We start from the raw sequence: 14,752 nt of genomic DNA, 5'->3' as shown, positions 1-14,752 counted from the left end.
ATCGTTTAATATAATAGATAGAATATTATTTTTGGGGGTGTCATAGAATGATTATTTGGAGTGTTAGCATTCTTTTAATAGGCTACTTAGTTGGTTCGATTCATGGATCAAAATTAGCCCAATGGATGAGTGGTGTTAATATAAAAAAAGAAGGCTTAAATAATTCAGGAGCTTCCAACGCCACCATAGTGCTTGGATGGAAGTATGGCGTTTTAGTAGGAGCCATAGATATTTTAAAAGGCGCAATTATGATTATTGGGGCAAGATTAATTGCTCCGCAGCTGACCTCACTTAGTACCTCTGAGCATGATTTTTTGCTTTATATAGCTGGTGCTGCTGTAATCTTAGGGCATAACTTTCCTATTTACACAAAATTTAAAGGCGGTAAAGGCACAGCTTCCATCATTGGAGTACTGCTAGCGTTACATTGGCCGATTGGATTAGCAGGACTATTATTGTTAATATGCATCACACTTTTGACTGATTATTTATTGATAGGTGTATTCTTTTTCTACCTTATCTTTATAGGAGCCTCTATATGGACCGCAGATGGAATAGGTCCAATCATAGTTGCAGGATTTCTATTTCTAATGGCGTCGTTCTTACATATAGAGAATGTTCAGCGGTTAATTCGAAAAGAAGAAGTAAAGATTTCCTCTGTTATGAAGAAAAAAAAGCCATCACTGTAAAAGGAGTGGTTAAATGAGCAAAAAAAAGAGGTGGATTGTGCTAGTTCCTTTAATAATAATGGCAACTAGTGGAGTCGGTATGTGGATGCTTACAAGCAAATGGCTAGAGGATGGATTAAAACCTAAGGCAAACGGTTCCAATGAATACGCAATTGTATTAGGGGCCAAGGTTAAACAAGGCCAGATTCCTTCTCTTGCACTACGATATCGTCTAGAGGCTGCACTAGAATATGCAAACACATATCATAATGTAAAGCTCGTTGTGACTGGAGGACAAGGACCGGACGAGGATATAGAGGAAGCAGTGGTTATGAAGGAATATCTCATGGAGAATGGAATCCCCGAGAGTCGAATAATCGTAGAAGATCAATCCACTTCTACGTATGAAAACCTTCTGTTCTCCCAACAGCTTCTACCCGATAGCGTTACCTCTGTCACAATTATTACGAGTGATTTTCATCTACAACGGGCAAAGATTATTGCAGAAGGAATAGGATGGAATGCAGATGTGGTTGCTGCTAAGACACCACAAATTTCAGAGTCAAAATTGCGATTACGTGAAAGGGCTGCCTTGCTCAAAACCTTTGTATCTGGAAAATAATAAAAGGGAGAGATGCAAAAATTATAATCTCTCCCTAGCTAAAAGAACGGATTGACTTCTTTATCCGAGCTCCCTTTGTTGCATCGATTCTCCTCTGTATCTTTCTATCCACTATAAGCTCTTGCAGAGTTTACTTGAGGCTCTTTTTAATTCATCGTTAATCCTTCACCCAATAAGTGCTGCCATCATCTTTTCTATCTAAAAACCCATACTCGATTAAATAACGTCTTAACGTCACATAATCCTCATAGACATTTTTTAAGATCGTATTTATTTCTTTTTCAGTGTAATTTTTCTCTTGTTCAAAACGTTGAATAATAACTCTAAGTGTTGAAAGCTTTTGTTTTTCCTTTTTCGGAAATTTTAGCATTGGTCCGTTAATCCCCTCGGGAAAAAATTTGCTTTCGAGTTCAGCTTGTTCTTCTTCCGTGATATTGTAGCGATCATCCACCATGGTTGCATTCTTGTGAACAGGCAGGAATGCAGGGGCATGATTATCTCTTTCCTTCAACAGTTCCATCATTGTTAAAAATATTTTCGCCTGTCTTTCCTTTTCCTTTAGAACAAACCGATGATTTCGAATAGTTGAGGCACTCCCTATTCCTAGCTCCTTTTGGATCTCTAAATCACTCTTCCCCTCAAAAAATAGACGAATCAGACTGTTTTGATGTTCGGTCAAGCCCGTTAGCTTTTTGTTTAAACCACTTAAATACTCAAAAATTGACACATGTTTGTTGCCGATATGACGAATCATAAATTTCTCAGCTTCATATAACACATTATTCTCCGGGTAGATGACACCCTTTTCTATCTGTTCCCCACATAGCAAACACTGAAAAACGTTTGTTTCTTCCACGTATCCCTTTTTCATCTCTTCAATGGTAACTTCCCAAAATTTTTCTATCATGACTAAAACAAACAACTCCTTAATATGTTTATTTATTTACAAACATATTATATTATTATCTATAATAAAACAAGTTAAATTATAAGTTGCAATTTATCTGAAAATAATAAACAATTAGAAGGAATAGATTAATATATATATAGGGGGAAATACATTGGTTACATTTAAGGAATACAAATATAAGAGACCAGATTTACAAGAAATGAAGATGGCTTTTCATGAACTATTGGCTAAAATGAAGGAAGCAACATCTGTTGAAGAGCAGAACTCGGTGATTGAAGAAATAAATGTAATTCGCAACAATTTTTCTACTCAGGCTAACCTTGTTTATATTCGAGCTTCTATTGACACAAACGATGAATTTTATCAAAAAGAACGAGATTTCTTTGATGAAATTAGCCCTGAGGTAGATGAGCTTGTAACGGAATACTATAAAGTTCTAGTAAATTCCCCATATAGAAACGTATTGGAACAGAAATGGGGTAGCCAACTATTTGATCTTGCGGACTTTCAAATCAAGGGGTTCTCTTCAGAGGTAATCAGTTTAATGCAAAAGGAGAATAAACTAACTTCTGACTACTCTAAGCTTGTTGCATCGGCCGAAGTCGAGTTTGAAGGGGAAAAATATACACTCGCACAACTCGGAAAATTTACGGAGTCTACTGATCGTGAAGTAAGAAAAAAGGCTAGAGAAGCTTCAGCTGGATTCTTTCAAGAAAACGAAGAAAAATTTGATAGTATTTATGATCAACTTGTTAAAATTCGTCATGAAATCGCAACTACACTAGGCTATAAAAACTTTGTTGAGCTTGGCTATGTTCGTATGAATCGAATCGACTATAACGCGGAAATGGTTAAAAAATTCCGTGACCAAGTACGTGATCACATTGTTCCTCTTGCAAATAAGCTATATGAAAGACAGGCTAACCGCATTGGAGTAGATAAACTTAAATTTTACGATGAACCACTTAACTTCTTAACAGGGAATGCTACTCCACAAGGCTCTCCACAATGGATTATTGATAATGGGAAGAAAATGTATGAAGAGCTATCTCCAGAGACAGCTGAGTTCTTTCAATTTATGATCGATCGTGACTTGATGGATTTAGAAGCTAAAAAAGGGAAAGAAGCTGGCGGCTATTGTACGTTTGTAGATGACTATGAGTCTCCATATATCTTCTCTAACTTCAATGGAACCTCAGGAGATATTGATGTTCTTACTCACGAAGCAGGTCATGCATTCCAGGTATATACTAGTCGCAACATTGGGATTCCGGAATATATTTGGCCAACCTTCGAATCCTGTGAAATTCACTCGATGAGTATGGAGTTTTTTACTTGGCCTTGGATGGAACTTTTCTTCAAAGACCAAACAGAAAAATATAAATTTGCTCATTTAAGCAGTGGGCTTCTCTTCTTGCCTTACGGAGTAGCTGTAGACGAGTTCCAGCACGCTATATATGAAAATCCAGAAATGACTCCTGCAGAAAGAAAGGCCACGTGGAGAAATATTGAACAAATTTACGTACCTCACCGTGATTATGATGGCAACAGTTATTACGAAGCTGGTGGCTTCTGGCACCGTCAGGGACATATATACGCAAGTCCTTTCTATTACATTGATTACACATTGGCGCAGATTTGTGCATTCCAATTTTGGAAACGTTCCAGAGAGGATCGTGAAGCCGCGTGGAGAGATTATTTACACCTTTGTAAATTAGGAGGCTCTATGTCCTTCACCAAGCTTGTAGAGGAAGCTCATCTCATTTCTCCTTTTGAAGAAGGTTGCGTGGAATCAGTTATTGGTACGATTGAAGATTACTTAAATAGCGTAAACGACGCTGCTCTTTAATATTAGAAAGTAAGGGGTTTATACTTTATGAGCAATCCTGCTGGTTTTTGGATACGCTTTTGGGCAAGTCTGTTAGATGCAATTATTATTGGAATACCGTTATCACTAATTAGCTTCATATTTTTAGGAGAAGGTGATACTTGGCTTACCACAATTGGTCAGACATTCTATTCCTTTGCAGTACCTATTTTTTGGGTGGGATATACGGTAGGTAAAAGAATCACAGGTATTCGAATCGTCCAGATAGACGGATCTAATGTAGATATTTGGACGATGGTAAAGAGAGATTTAATCGCAGGGCTTCTTTATGGGTTGACTTTAGGTATTGGTGTCATTGTAAGTGCCTTCATGGTAGGTTTACGTGAAGATAAGCGAGCTCTTCATGATTTTATAGGGGGAACTTATGTAACACATAATCCTCCTTATTATGAAGATTAAACGCCTATATCTGCCCCGGCAAGCAAATTTAGAAAAGCGAAGAGGCAGTTCCCGAGCGGTGAGCGGTCTCAGCTTTTTGAGATTTGATCTCTAGTGTCCGAAGTATAGGGCTGGGACAGCATGTCTCAGTCCTTTTAGTGTGGTTATATAGAATTTATTAGACTAGGACCTCATACAATATCAGGAAAATATTTGTAAATAACAAATTTAAAGGGGTGCAGTTATGTGGAGTAAAATCTTATCCATTGCTATTGCGTTAATGGGAATCATCTATATATTCTTGATTCCTCATGATCCAGTTGGATTAAAAATCACGTTCAAATTAATTCCTATGTTGCTTATTATTTTATTTGCGTTCCATCAAGCGCCTGGTTTGCCAAAGATTTATAAAACACTCATTATTTTAGGACTTTTTGTATGTATGCTTGCAGATGGATTAATTTATTGGTTTATAGTTGGTCTCATCACATTTTTGATTGGACATATTATTTACATTTTTGCCTTTAGAAAAATTAAGAAACATTCAATTCCTAAGTGGGCAGCCGCATTATTATTAATATATGGTCTCATTATGACCATTTGGCTAGCAGGAACGTTATGGTCAGAAAAGGAAACCATTTTAGCTGTTGCTGTAGTTCTCTACATAGCAGTGATATTAACTATGGGATGGAACGCTTTCCAAACAGGGAATAAATTCGTCATTATTGGTGCTACTTTGTTTATATTCTCTGACTCTATTCTTGCAATTAACAAATTTATAATAGACGTTCCTTATGAGCATGCGCTAGTAATGCTTTCATATTACGGAGCACAATTTCTATTTGCATTCAGTATAATTTCCCATTATTCCGCTACACGGAATAATCTGTTAAAATAAACATATGCTTTGCATATTGGAGGAGATTTTAACATGAAAGAAATACTGATTGAACGCTTAACCAGATACGCAAAAATAGATACTCAATCCAACGCTTCGAGCACTTCTTGCCCTTCTACCGAAGGTCAATGGGACCTACTTCATTTATTGGAGAAGGAATTAGCAGAGCTTGGAATGGAAGAAATAACATTAGATGAGAATGGTTACTTATTTGCTTCTCTTCCTGCTAACACAGATAAAGAAGTGGCTACAATTGGCTTCTTAGCACATGTGGATACAGCAACAGACTACACAGGCAAAAACGTAAATCCTCAGCTAATCGAAAACTATGATGGACAGGATATTCAACTAAATGATCATACTGTAATGTCTGTTACAGACTTTCCAGAACTAAAACAGTATGTAGGTCAGACATTGATGACTACAGATGGAACAACTTTACTAGGTGCTGATAACAAAGCAGGAATCGCTATTATTATGACTGCTATGGAATACTTCCTGCAAAATCCGGAAGTTAAACATGGGAAAATCCGTGTAGCATTTACACCAGATGAGGAAATTGGTCGTGGGCCACATAAATTTGATGTAGAGAGATTCGAAGCAAAATATGCGTACACAATGGACGGAGGTCCACTTGGGGAACTGCAGTATGAAAGCTTCAATGCAGCTGGCGTTAAAGTGACCACTCATGGTAAGAGTGTGCACCCTGGCTCTGCTAAGGGAAAAATGGTGAATTCCATTACAATGGCTACTAAATTCCAGTCTCATATGCCTACAGATGCCGTGCCAGAAAAAACAGATGGCAATGAAGGATTTATTCATCTGATGAATTTTAATGGAGATGTAGAAAAATCTGAGTTAAGCTACATTATTCGTGATCATGATCGCGAAAAATTTGAAGCTAAAAAACAGCTTTTCCAAGATACTGCAGAAAAAATTATAGCCGAATATGGAGAGAAAGCAATTACTGTTGACGTAAAAGACCAATACTATAATATGGGCGAAAAAATTACCCCTGTTATGGAAATTGTGGATATAGCGAAGAATGTTATGGTTGCATTAGATATTGAACCATTAATCATTCCTATTCGCGGAGGAACAGATGGTTCTCAGCTTTCCTTCATGGGTATGCCAACTCCAAATATTTTTACAGGTGGAGAAAACTATCACGGAAAATACGAGTATATCTCTGTAGATGCAATGGAAAAGGCTACAGAAGTGATGAAGGGAATCATTCAATCTTTTGAAAAACAGGCCTAAGTAGGTGCTTCCATGCGTGAAATATTATTAGGAATTCTAGCCTCACTATTTTTTGCTGTTACATTTATACTTAATCGTTCTATGGAAGTATCGGGGGGGAGCTGGCTTTGGAGCTCTTCTCTTCGTTACTTTTTTATGGTCCCATTTTTATTCTTCATTGTTTTCTTTAGAAATGGATTACCAACTATGGTTAAGGAGCTTAAAATTGCTCCATTAACTTGGTTAATCTGGAGTTTTGTAGGATTTGGTTTGTTCTACGCTCCTTTAACCTTTGCCGCTGCCTATGGTCCTGGCTGGCTGATTTCTGGAATGTGGCAATTTACCATAGTCTCAGGAGTATTATTAGCCCCCTTTTTCCTTGTAAAGGTTGGAGATCGACTCATAAGGCAGAGGATTCCACGGGTGTCCCTTCTTATATCTTTGATTATTTTGGTAGGTATTGTACTTATACAAGTACCTGATGTCCAAAACTTAAACGGGAGCATGTTGCTTTTAGGAGTTTTACCCGTTCTAATAGCCACTTTTGCTTATCCACTCGGAAATCGAAAGATGATGGAGCACTTAGAAGGCAGGCTTGATACATTTCAAAGAGTCCTTGGAATGACTATTGCTTCTATGCCATTATGGATTATACTTGCTCTCTATGCAGCCTTTACTGTAGGACTTCCTTCCAGCAGTCAAGTATTTCAGTCCTTTATCGTGGGAGTTAGCTCTGGAGTTATCGCTACCACCCTCTTTTTTATGGCAACCGATCGAGTACGAAACAACCAAGGAAAATTAGCGGCAGTGGAGGCTACACAATCTACAGAAATTATCTTTGTAATAATTGGAGAAATGATTTTATTAAGTATCCCTTTACCTCCTGCCTTAGCATTAGTAGGCTTAGGAGTTATTATCTTCGGTATGGTATTACACTGCTACTATACAACGGTTCAAAGTACTAAACTGATAACTTCTAATACTAGGCCAGATAACTAGAAAAAATAAGAGACACTCGTTAAGTCCTTTGACGAGTGTCTCTTTTTATATTTTGATTAACTCCTTGTTACACTGTAGCTTCTGCCACTTGGTTTTTTTCTGCGATGTAGCGAGCTACATGCTTGTAGCTAACAGCAAATACGATAAACGTGAGTACAAGGAATGCTACTAGGCAGATTAGAAGCACAAATGCATTTGCCATCATAAATCCAGGATCACCTAAAGAAATAACAGCTTTCAGACCTGCATTTGAGTATGTCAGCGGTAAAAACTTACTAAGTGCCTGTAAATTTTCCGGTAACATAGGTATCGGCAGATTGGATCCTGTTGTAGAAAGCTGAAGTACGATGAAAGCTAGAGCGATAAAGCGACCAATGTTTCCTCCTATTGCCACTAAGAAGAAAATAATAGACATAAACGCCAAGCTAACAAAGATTGTAAACAATATAAACAATCCAACGTTATTTACTTGAAGCTTTAAAATGAATAATGAAAATAAGGATACCATTAGACCTTGTGCTATAGCAAATAATGAAAGCTGCATTAGTTTACTTGCGTACCAACTAAACAGTGAACCAGGTAAAGTAACGGGACGTTTGAAGTCAACTATAAATGATAATATTAAAATGCCAACAAATAAAGCTAAAGAAATAATGTATGGGGCCGTAGAATCGCGATAATAGTTATAGCTATTCACCGTTTCACCTTTAAAGCTAACTGGATTAGAGAATTTAGTAATGTTGGCTTCACTCACTTGAATACCGCTAACCTGATCAGCTCCACCAGCTAAACCAGTTTGAAGCTCCTGACTTCCAGATTGCAATTGATTAGCACCATCATTTAGTGATGTTACACCTAAAGTCATCGTCTCCCAACCAACCGCAACAGTTTGGTTTCCATCACTAATTTGTGTAAGTCCTGCTTTTAAGTCGTTTACTGCATTTCCAATCTTCGTCCAAGAACTAGCTACAGTAGCATTTCCATTTGCTACCTGATTTGCTCCTGTTTTTAGTCGAGTAATTCCAGCATTAGCTGCTGTTTGCCCTTCCACTAATTGATTGATACCAGCATCCAGCTGCTTAGATCCAATGGTTAGCTGAGTCGCTCCTGCCACTAATGCATCTGCTCCCTGCTTTAACGGCTGAACCTGTTGATCAAATTGAGCAAGACCTTTTGTAATCGCATCACTCGTACCAACAAGAGTCATAAACTCAACATCTGTTGCAAGCTCAGGATGTTTTGCTAAATAACCTTTCAAACCTTCTGTTAACCCTTGAGAACCTCCTGAAAGCGTTTTCGTGGATTCCGTCACTTTAGCCATTCCGCCTGCTAACTGCTCCGCTCCTGGCTTTAACTGTTTCTCTAAGCCTGTCGATAATGTTGTACTCCCTGTACTAACGGTCTTTAATCCATTTAGTACTTGGTCAGATCCTGCTTTAAGAGAGTCTATGCCTTGAACAACCTCTTTTGAACCTGCAGCCAACCTTTTAATATCTTTCTCTCCGCCTTTAATCGAACTAAGTAATTGGCTAGCGCCATCCTCGGCTGTCTTAGCTCCAGATGCTAGCTTTTGGATATCTCCAGACTTCTCATTTAGAGATTGTAATAATTGACTCGTACCTGCGGAAAGATTAGCAGTCCCCTCATATAGTTTGCTAGAACCATCTGCTCCCGAAGCGAATCCATTAGAAATGTCACCAAATCTAGCAAATAATGTTTTGGTGTAAGTCTCAGTAATTTTGTTTCCTAGCTGTTCTCGAATTTTTTCTGTTGCACTTTTGGTTACCTGAGCAGCCATGAAATTTAAACCTTCATTTTGAGTATAAATTACTTCTGCCACCTCTGGATTAGCATCAAGTACAGTCGTTACTTTTCTAGAAAAATCCTCTGGAATTTCAATTGCCATATAATACTTCTGACTCTTCAGCCCCTTTTCAGCTTCTTCCTTCGATACAAAGTTCCAACCAAGTGAAGGATTTTTCTTCAAGTCTGCCACTAAATCATTCCCCACATTTATTGGAGCTCCCCCTGATTCAGCGCCGGCATCATTATTAACAAATGCCACTGGTAAATTGTCAAGATTGTCATACGGTCCCCAAGTAGCAGATAACAAAACAGCTACATAGACTACTGGAATTAACAAAACTCCAATTAGTGAAAATAACACCCCTTTTTTCTCTGTTAACTTGGATAACTCCTTGCCTAACATTTGGAACGCACCCATACATAACCCCCTATTTAAATTAAAAAATGTAGAAATAAAAATGAATGACCATTCATTTTTATTTCTACATTAATTATATTTTAAATTTTTAGATTTTTCATTATTTTTGTTGAATAGTAATAATAGACTACAAATATCAAAATATCACTGTTCTACAATATGATTTTCCAATGCTCGTCGGACACTGTCCACAAAATTACCACCAGCTCCCCAATCAAAACGGAGAAAAGCCCCTTGTCCTCCTCCAGAGGCAACAGCATGAACTTTTGTGTCTCCTTCTAGGTTATCCAATGTAATAGTTAGAGAAGCTCTATTGCTAGTTCTATAATAAAATTTTTCTATTACACAAACAACAACCTCTTGACTTCCCACAGAACGTTTATAAACGTCTAGAACCTTACCAGAAATAGACCCTGTAACAATTGATTCTTCTATCACTCTCAGAGCATTAATAGGTGTAATTTTCACATAAAAATCTCGCACATCTTTCATTGTAAACTCCCCCTTTCTAAATTTACGGTTAAAAAGGTAAAAGGTTCCAAATACTAACGGAAGTATCTATTTTGATTTAGCGCAAAAAATAATCAGCATCCTAATTGCAATCTTTAGGTAGGCTATAAAATTGTCATGCGGTTCATTCCATTTTCTCGTAAATAACTGCTGTTGAATCGCGCATAATAATTAATATATAAACAAATTGGACAAGGACCTTTATAATAGCCATTCCTACTACTCCAGCATCATCAATAATATATGATTATTATTACTTGCACTTCCATGAAAAAATTTATCGCTCTAAAAGTTAATTGGGAATGCATCTACAATTTCAAATCTTTTTTAATCATCTCCTGTCATCACAAGTAATGAGGATTCTGCTTCTAATTTACCTTTACTCTCTTACGAATCCTTAATGATCGATCTCTTAATGTCATTGTCCACTCGCTATCCATTAATACCTTCACATTTCCTTATAATTTGTCCTGTTTTGCTTTCTTTTATGTCTGGTTCATTCTGTTATTCACAATCCAGATAACATTAAAAAATTGAAGATACAATCCCACCGCTACTATTCCAACTAACCTTGAAAGCCAGGCGAGGTAAAAAATTCATAAAAAAAACGACATCACTTAGGATGTCGTTCAGAATATGCACGAACTTAACGTTGAGGGGGTTAAGTCTGCAAAAATTCAGCCACAATTTGGAGAAAAGTTGCTGGTAAGAACCTTCTCACTATTTGAGCAAGCTCTATACGATAATGATAATCATTTTCAATTGGGTTGTCAACTATTTATAAATTTTGGTTTTTACTTGGAATTATAGCTCTTATACTTTTTATAAAAATTTGATTAAAATCTAATATGCATATTCCCTAAAACTTTGGGAATAGCTAAGAACAATCCAAAAAAAAGGAGTGAGAAAGAATGGATCGCAAAATAGACAAACAAGTGGAAGTCGCATTGGAAAGCTTCAGTACTGATGAAAAAAATGATATCCTAAAAAACTTTACTACGTTTAAGGACTATCTATCTGACAAAGTGAGAATCGGTGAAAAAATGGGTCTTAGCGATGATACTTTAGCGAAAGCTACTGAAAAAGTTGCTGGATACCTTGCTGCTAACGAAGAACCGAAAAACCGAGAAGAACACCTATTACAGCAATTGTGGAAAAGTGCAGATAAAGATCAACAACATGCGCTTAGTCATATGCTTTTAAAGCTTACAAGAAATGAAGGATAGACGGGAAGAATCAGATGGTCGCTTACTCGATAATCCCGATAGGGTAAAGACAACGAAAATGAGTCTGTTTGATATGCATGAAGATATGCAAACCGTCGATGCAATTTCTGTAGAGGATTTAAACATACAGGTGCAAGATGAAAGAAATCATACCCACACAAAAGACCGTTCTTCAAGTGAAGAACGATTTCCCCCAAGATAAGTTTCAAAATGCTCCTAGTAGCAACAAAAAAGAATGCTCCGTTCCCCTCGGAGCATTCTTTTTTTTATTATAAATATACTAAGCATATTAGCACCGATAGCTGTTTTTTTACTATAGCCTAATGTGTCTAAAAGAAAGCTAATACATATCGCAGCTGTAAAAGTTGGTAAAATATAGCCGCCAGTAGAACCAAATAACCCCGCTTAATTGATTTATATATTTAATTATTTTAGGTGCACGAGGTAAGACTATTTCTTAATGCCAACTGTTTAATGCATTTTCTACCGATTCTAATTTCACCGTACTTTTTTGCATTGGAGGTGGGCAGGATTTATTGTAGGCTAAAATCTTTTCATTCACCTTTGTAACTCGGAAGTGCAGGTCCTCATTAAGACCCTGTGCATACTTCGTAGCGATATGCTGTAATTCATCACGGATCTCATGCTGTAGCTTGAGCCAATGTGGTTTATATCCGGCATCCTTAGCTACTTTCTGAAAGTGCTGAAAGATGTCCCCCTTAAAATACTCTTCAGAAAGCGGCTTTCCAGCGCCCTTTAAGTTTTCCATCCCACCAGTTTTTTCATAGTTCCTTAGAATGTCCCCCATCAAATCATTCACAGGAGGAATATATTCGTCTTTGTCCATCATTAATCCTCATTTCAAAGAGATATGTGGAGCTTTTTCCGACAAAACTAATAAGAATTTCTGTTGCTCACTAGGCGAAATAATCACACTACCAAGGGATGCTTTTTTATAGTGAATCTCAATTGCATCCTTGGAAGAAAGAATCCGATAACCAGCTAGAATCTGTGAAGTTTTATTGACCTTCGTAATATCTTCATATGGAATTTTACTTCTGAATGGTCCCCCTTTAATAAATAAATAATTCTCCTTGAAGGAGTATTCAATATCAAAGGTCAACCACAAAATAAACGCAACACACATGACAAACAATGAACTAATAATAATTACAGCTTTTACATCTACATTATCTGACCATAGTTCATAAACTACAGGTACCAGAGTAGCAAGAGCTACTATAGATATCGCACTCATGATTATATAAGTAAAGGTTTTATCAATTTTAGATTTAAAGGTCATCCCATCGCCTCCTAAACAGATTTCGTGGCTGTGTCCTTAATACCTTCCCGGTGGGCATAAATATTTTTCAAAATCGCTTTTACTACCGCATAGGTTGGTACCCCTAAAATGATGCCCATAAGACCGGCAATATTTCCTGCTGCTAAAATAATCGTGATTACCGTTAACGGATGAATATCCAATGATTTACCCATTACATTAGGTGTAATGAAGTTACTTTCAATCTGCTGAGCAACTAGCATAATAATTGCCACATAGATAGCTAACTTAGGCTCTTGAATTAAAGCAATAATGAGAGCAGGCACTAATGATATATACGGCCCTAAGAAAGGAATAACATTCATAATCATCCCAAACAGTGCTAGCAGTAATGCATACTCTAGACCAATAGCTGTATATCCGATAAATAGCATAACTCCCACTAGAAAACTAACAAACAATTGCCCTTGAACATAAGAACGAAGTGTATCGTCAATATCCGATAAAGTTTTACGTATGAAGATTTTCTTTTCACCTTTAAAGAACTGCGTAATGAAAGGAACAAACTTTTCGTGATCCTTCAACATATAGACAAGGAAGAATGGTACAAGAACTAGTAAAAATACCCCTTGGAAAACATTCTGGATGAACTTGACTATAAAACCACCGGCAGATACTGCTATTGTTTCAATTTTTCCGCTTGCGCTATCCAAAGTTGTTTGGAGGGCCTTTGGTAGTTCTCCTATTTTCTCTCGTTGAGAAATTGTGTAATTAATAAAATCTTCTATTTCTTCTACCATTTCCGGTGTATTATTTACCAGAGCATTCACCTGTTTGGTCAATACCGGGCTTACAAGTGCTATAAAGCCCCATATAAGTAGACCAATTACGATAAATACAGATATAATACTTGCCCATCTAGGAAACTTTTTGGATTCTAGCCATTTTTGAAGAGGTCTTGATAAGTAGAAGAGCACCCCTCCTAATAATAACGGCATAAAAATTGCTTGAGCTATTATCATAAATGGAGAGAAAATAGACTTAACTTGCATGAACATAAAAATAATCAATAACGTAAATAAAATTGCAGTTCCAACTTGAAACCATAGTTTTTTAGTCAACTAACTTTCACATCCTCAATGTATGTTTAACTTAATATTCTATACGCATTATCTTTAGGTAAGTTTCACTTATATACGTATCGTAACATTTTTATAGTAAACTGTTAATAAATCTTAATTTGGAGAGGGGGGAAGACTTTTGGAATACTATAAAACACTGCGCCAATATGTTGGTCATCAGCCTCTTATACTTCCTGGGTCAGTCGTGCTAATACTAAACAATAATAAAGAGGTACTACTTCAAGAAAGAGCGACAGGAGTTTATGGTCTGCCTGGCGGTCTAATGGAGCTGGGTGAGAGCTTGGAAGATACTGCACGCCGAGAGGTCTTTGAGGAGACAGGCTTGCGTATAGGTAAACTTACACTATGTCATGTCTATTCTGGTCAAGATTATTATATTGAAAACCCAAACGGAGATACTTTCTATTCGGTTACAGCTGTCTACAAAACAAACGAATTTGAAGGTATTCTTACTCCAGATGGCTTGGAAACTATCTCTCTTCAATTTTTCCCTCCAAATAACTTGCCCGAAGGTATTGTAGCATCTTATCGCACCTTTATAGAGAACGAGCTATTCTAATCACTAGTTATTAAACTTAACATACTAGGTGAAAATCTGTCTCTTTTGATCCAGGAATATACAAAGGAATAAAATGATTAGTAAAAAGTCAGCGGCCTAATGGATGCTGACTTATTTTATCTTATTCATGATATGCCTACTTATCTTTATATTCAAATCCTGGGAATTTTACTACTTCCCACTTCGTCTGGCTTAAGGTGGTATCTA

The 14,752-nt window shown here is 37.0% G+C and carries 16 protein-coding genes; 10 read left to right on the top strand and 6 right to left on the bottom strand.

The window, feature by feature from the left end; translation table 11 throughout:
• Positions 1–47 precede the first annotated feature (47 nt).
• Both ACQKNZ_RS00405 and ACQKNZ_RS00400 read left to right on the top strand, forming a co-directional pair.
• Complete coding sequence (locus ACQKNZ_RS00405) at positions 48–689, top strand: glycerol-3-phosphate acyltransferase (RefSeq protein ID WP_151111701.1); 642 nt, start codon at positions 48–50, stop codon at positions 687–689.
• A gap of 13 nt (positions 690–702) precedes the next feature.
• Positions 703–1,290, top strand: coding sequence for a YdcF family protein (locus ACQKNZ_RS00400; protein WP_151111703.1), 588 nt, complete (start codon positions 703–705; stop codon positions 1,288–1,290).
• Between the two features lie 157 nt (positions 1,291–1,447).
• Here ACQKNZ_RS00400 and ACQKNZ_RS00395 read toward each other — a convergent pair whose 3' ends face one another.
• Positions 1,448–2,197: a DUF2087 domain-containing protein gene (locus ACQKNZ_RS00395; RefSeq protein ID WP_191697297.1), complete on the bottom strand. Its 750-nt coding sequence runs from the start codon at positions 2,195–2,197 to the stop codon at positions 1,448–1,450.
• Between the two features lie 154 nt (positions 2,198–2,351).
• Here ACQKNZ_RS00395 and ACQKNZ_RS00390 point away from each other — a divergent pair, with 154 nt between their 5' ends.
• The 5 genes from ACQKNZ_RS00390 to ACQKNZ_RS00370 all read left to right on the top strand — a co-directional run bounded on the left by ACQKNZ_RS00390 (position 2,352) and on the right by ACQKNZ_RS00370 (position 7,602).
• Positions 2,352–4,049 carry a M3 family oligoendopeptidase gene (locus ACQKNZ_RS00390; RefSeq protein ID WP_427657416.1) on the top strand — a complete coding sequence of 566 codons (1,698 nt, stop codon included), beginning with the start codon at positions 2,352–2,354 and terminating at the stop codon, positions 4,047–4,049.
• A gap of 27 nt (positions 4,050–4,076) precedes the next feature.
• Positions 4,077–4,487 carry an RDD family protein gene (locus ACQKNZ_RS00385; RefSeq protein ID WP_340844011.1) on the top strand — a complete coding sequence of 137 codons (411 nt, stop codon included), beginning with the start codon at positions 4,077–4,079 and terminating at the stop codon, positions 4,485–4,487.
• A gap of 223 nt (positions 4,488–4,710) precedes the next feature.
• Positions 4,711–5,364, top strand: a complete 654-nt coding sequence (locus tag ACQKNZ_RS00380; protein WP_191697300.1) for a lysoplasmalogenase — start codon at positions 4,711–4,713, stop codon at positions 5,362–5,364.
• A 33-nt stretch (positions 5,365–5,397) separates the two neighbouring features.
• Entirely contained in the window at positions 5,398–6,624 is a 1,227-nt protein-coding gene (pepT, locus tag ACQKNZ_RS00375; RefSeq protein WP_191697301.1) for a peptidase T, read from the top strand.
• Positions 6,625–6,636: 12 nt separating this feature from the next.
• Positions 6,637–7,602: a DMT family transporter gene (locus ACQKNZ_RS00370; RefSeq protein ID WP_191697302.1), complete on the top strand. Its 966-nt coding sequence runs from the start codon at positions 6,637–6,639 to the stop codon at positions 7,600–7,602.
• A gap of 67 nt (positions 7,603–7,669) precedes the next feature.
• On the opposite strand, the gene ACQKNZ_RS00365 is transcribed toward ACQKNZ_RS00370, so the two are convergent.
• On the bottom strand, positions 7,670–9,826 hold the full coding sequence (locus ACQKNZ_RS00365) for a YhgE/Pip family protein (RefSeq protein ID WP_191697303.1): 2,157 nt from the start codon (positions 9,824–9,826) through the stop codon (positions 7,670–7,672).
• 144 nt (positions 9,827–9,970) lie between these two features.
• Positions 9,971–10,318 carry a DUF6054 family protein gene (locus tag ACQKNZ_RS00360; RefSeq protein WP_427657413.1) on the bottom strand — a complete coding sequence of 116 codons (348 nt, stop codon included), beginning with the start codon at positions 10,316–10,318 and terminating at the stop codon, positions 9,971–9,973.
• Between the two features lie 929 nt (positions 10,319–11,247).
• Here ACQKNZ_RS00360 and ACQKNZ_RS00355 point away from each other — a divergent pair.
• A complete protein-coding gene (locus tag ACQKNZ_RS00355; protein WP_144538333.1) occupies positions 11,248–11,562 on the top strand; it encodes a DUF3243 domain-containing protein in 315 nt (104 codons plus the stop codon).
• Positions 11,552–11,764, top strand: coding sequence for a hypothetical protein (locus ACQKNZ_RS00350; RefSeq protein ID WP_144538332.1), 213 nt, complete (start codon positions 11,552–11,554; stop codon positions 11,762–11,764). The genes ACQKNZ_RS00355 and ACQKNZ_RS00350 overlap by 11 nt, the downstream gene beginning before the upstream one ends.
• Before the next feature lie 255 nt (positions 11,765–12,019).
• Here the strand turns inward: ACQKNZ_RS00350 and ACQKNZ_RS00345 are convergent, their stop codons facing one another.
• The 3 genes from ACQKNZ_RS00345 to ACQKNZ_RS00335 are packed head-to-tail and all read right to left on the bottom strand — an operon-like array spanning position 12,020 to position 13,965.
• Entirely contained in the window at positions 12,020–12,409 is a 390-nt protein-coding gene (locus ACQKNZ_RS00345; protein WP_340862352.1) for a DnaJ family domain-containing protein, read from the bottom strand.
• Positions 12,410–12,418: 9 nt separating this feature from the next.
• Positions 12,419–12,865 carry a PH domain-containing protein gene (locus tag ACQKNZ_RS00340; RefSeq protein WP_144538330.1) on the bottom strand — a complete coding sequence of 149 codons (447 nt, stop codon included), beginning with the start codon at positions 12,863–12,865 and terminating at the stop codon, positions 12,419–12,421.
• A gap of 11 nt (positions 12,866–12,876) precedes the next feature.
• Positions 12,877–13,965: an AI-2E family transporter gene (locus ACQKNZ_RS00335; protein WP_144538329.1), complete on the bottom strand. Its 1,089-nt coding sequence runs from the start codon at positions 13,963–13,965 to the stop codon at positions 12,877–12,879.
• Positions 13,966–14,104: 139 nt separating this feature from the next.
• Here ACQKNZ_RS00335 and ACQKNZ_RS00330 point away from each other — a divergent pair, with 139 nt between their 5' ends.
• Positions 14,105–14,545: an NUDIX hydrolase gene (locus tag ACQKNZ_RS00330; RefSeq protein WP_144538328.1), complete on the top strand. Its 441-nt coding sequence runs from the start codon at positions 14,105–14,107 to the stop codon at positions 14,543–14,545.
• The last annotated feature ends 207 nt before the right edge of the window (positions 14,546–14,752 follow it).

Origin of the sequence: Psychrobacillus sp. NPDC093200, assembly GCF_050280345.1 — a bacterium.
GTDB lineage: Bacteria > Bacillota > Bacilli > Bacillales_A > Planococcaceae > Psychrobacillus > Psychrobacillus faecigallinarum.
This window is presented reverse-complemented; position numbering and strand designations above follow the sequence as displayed.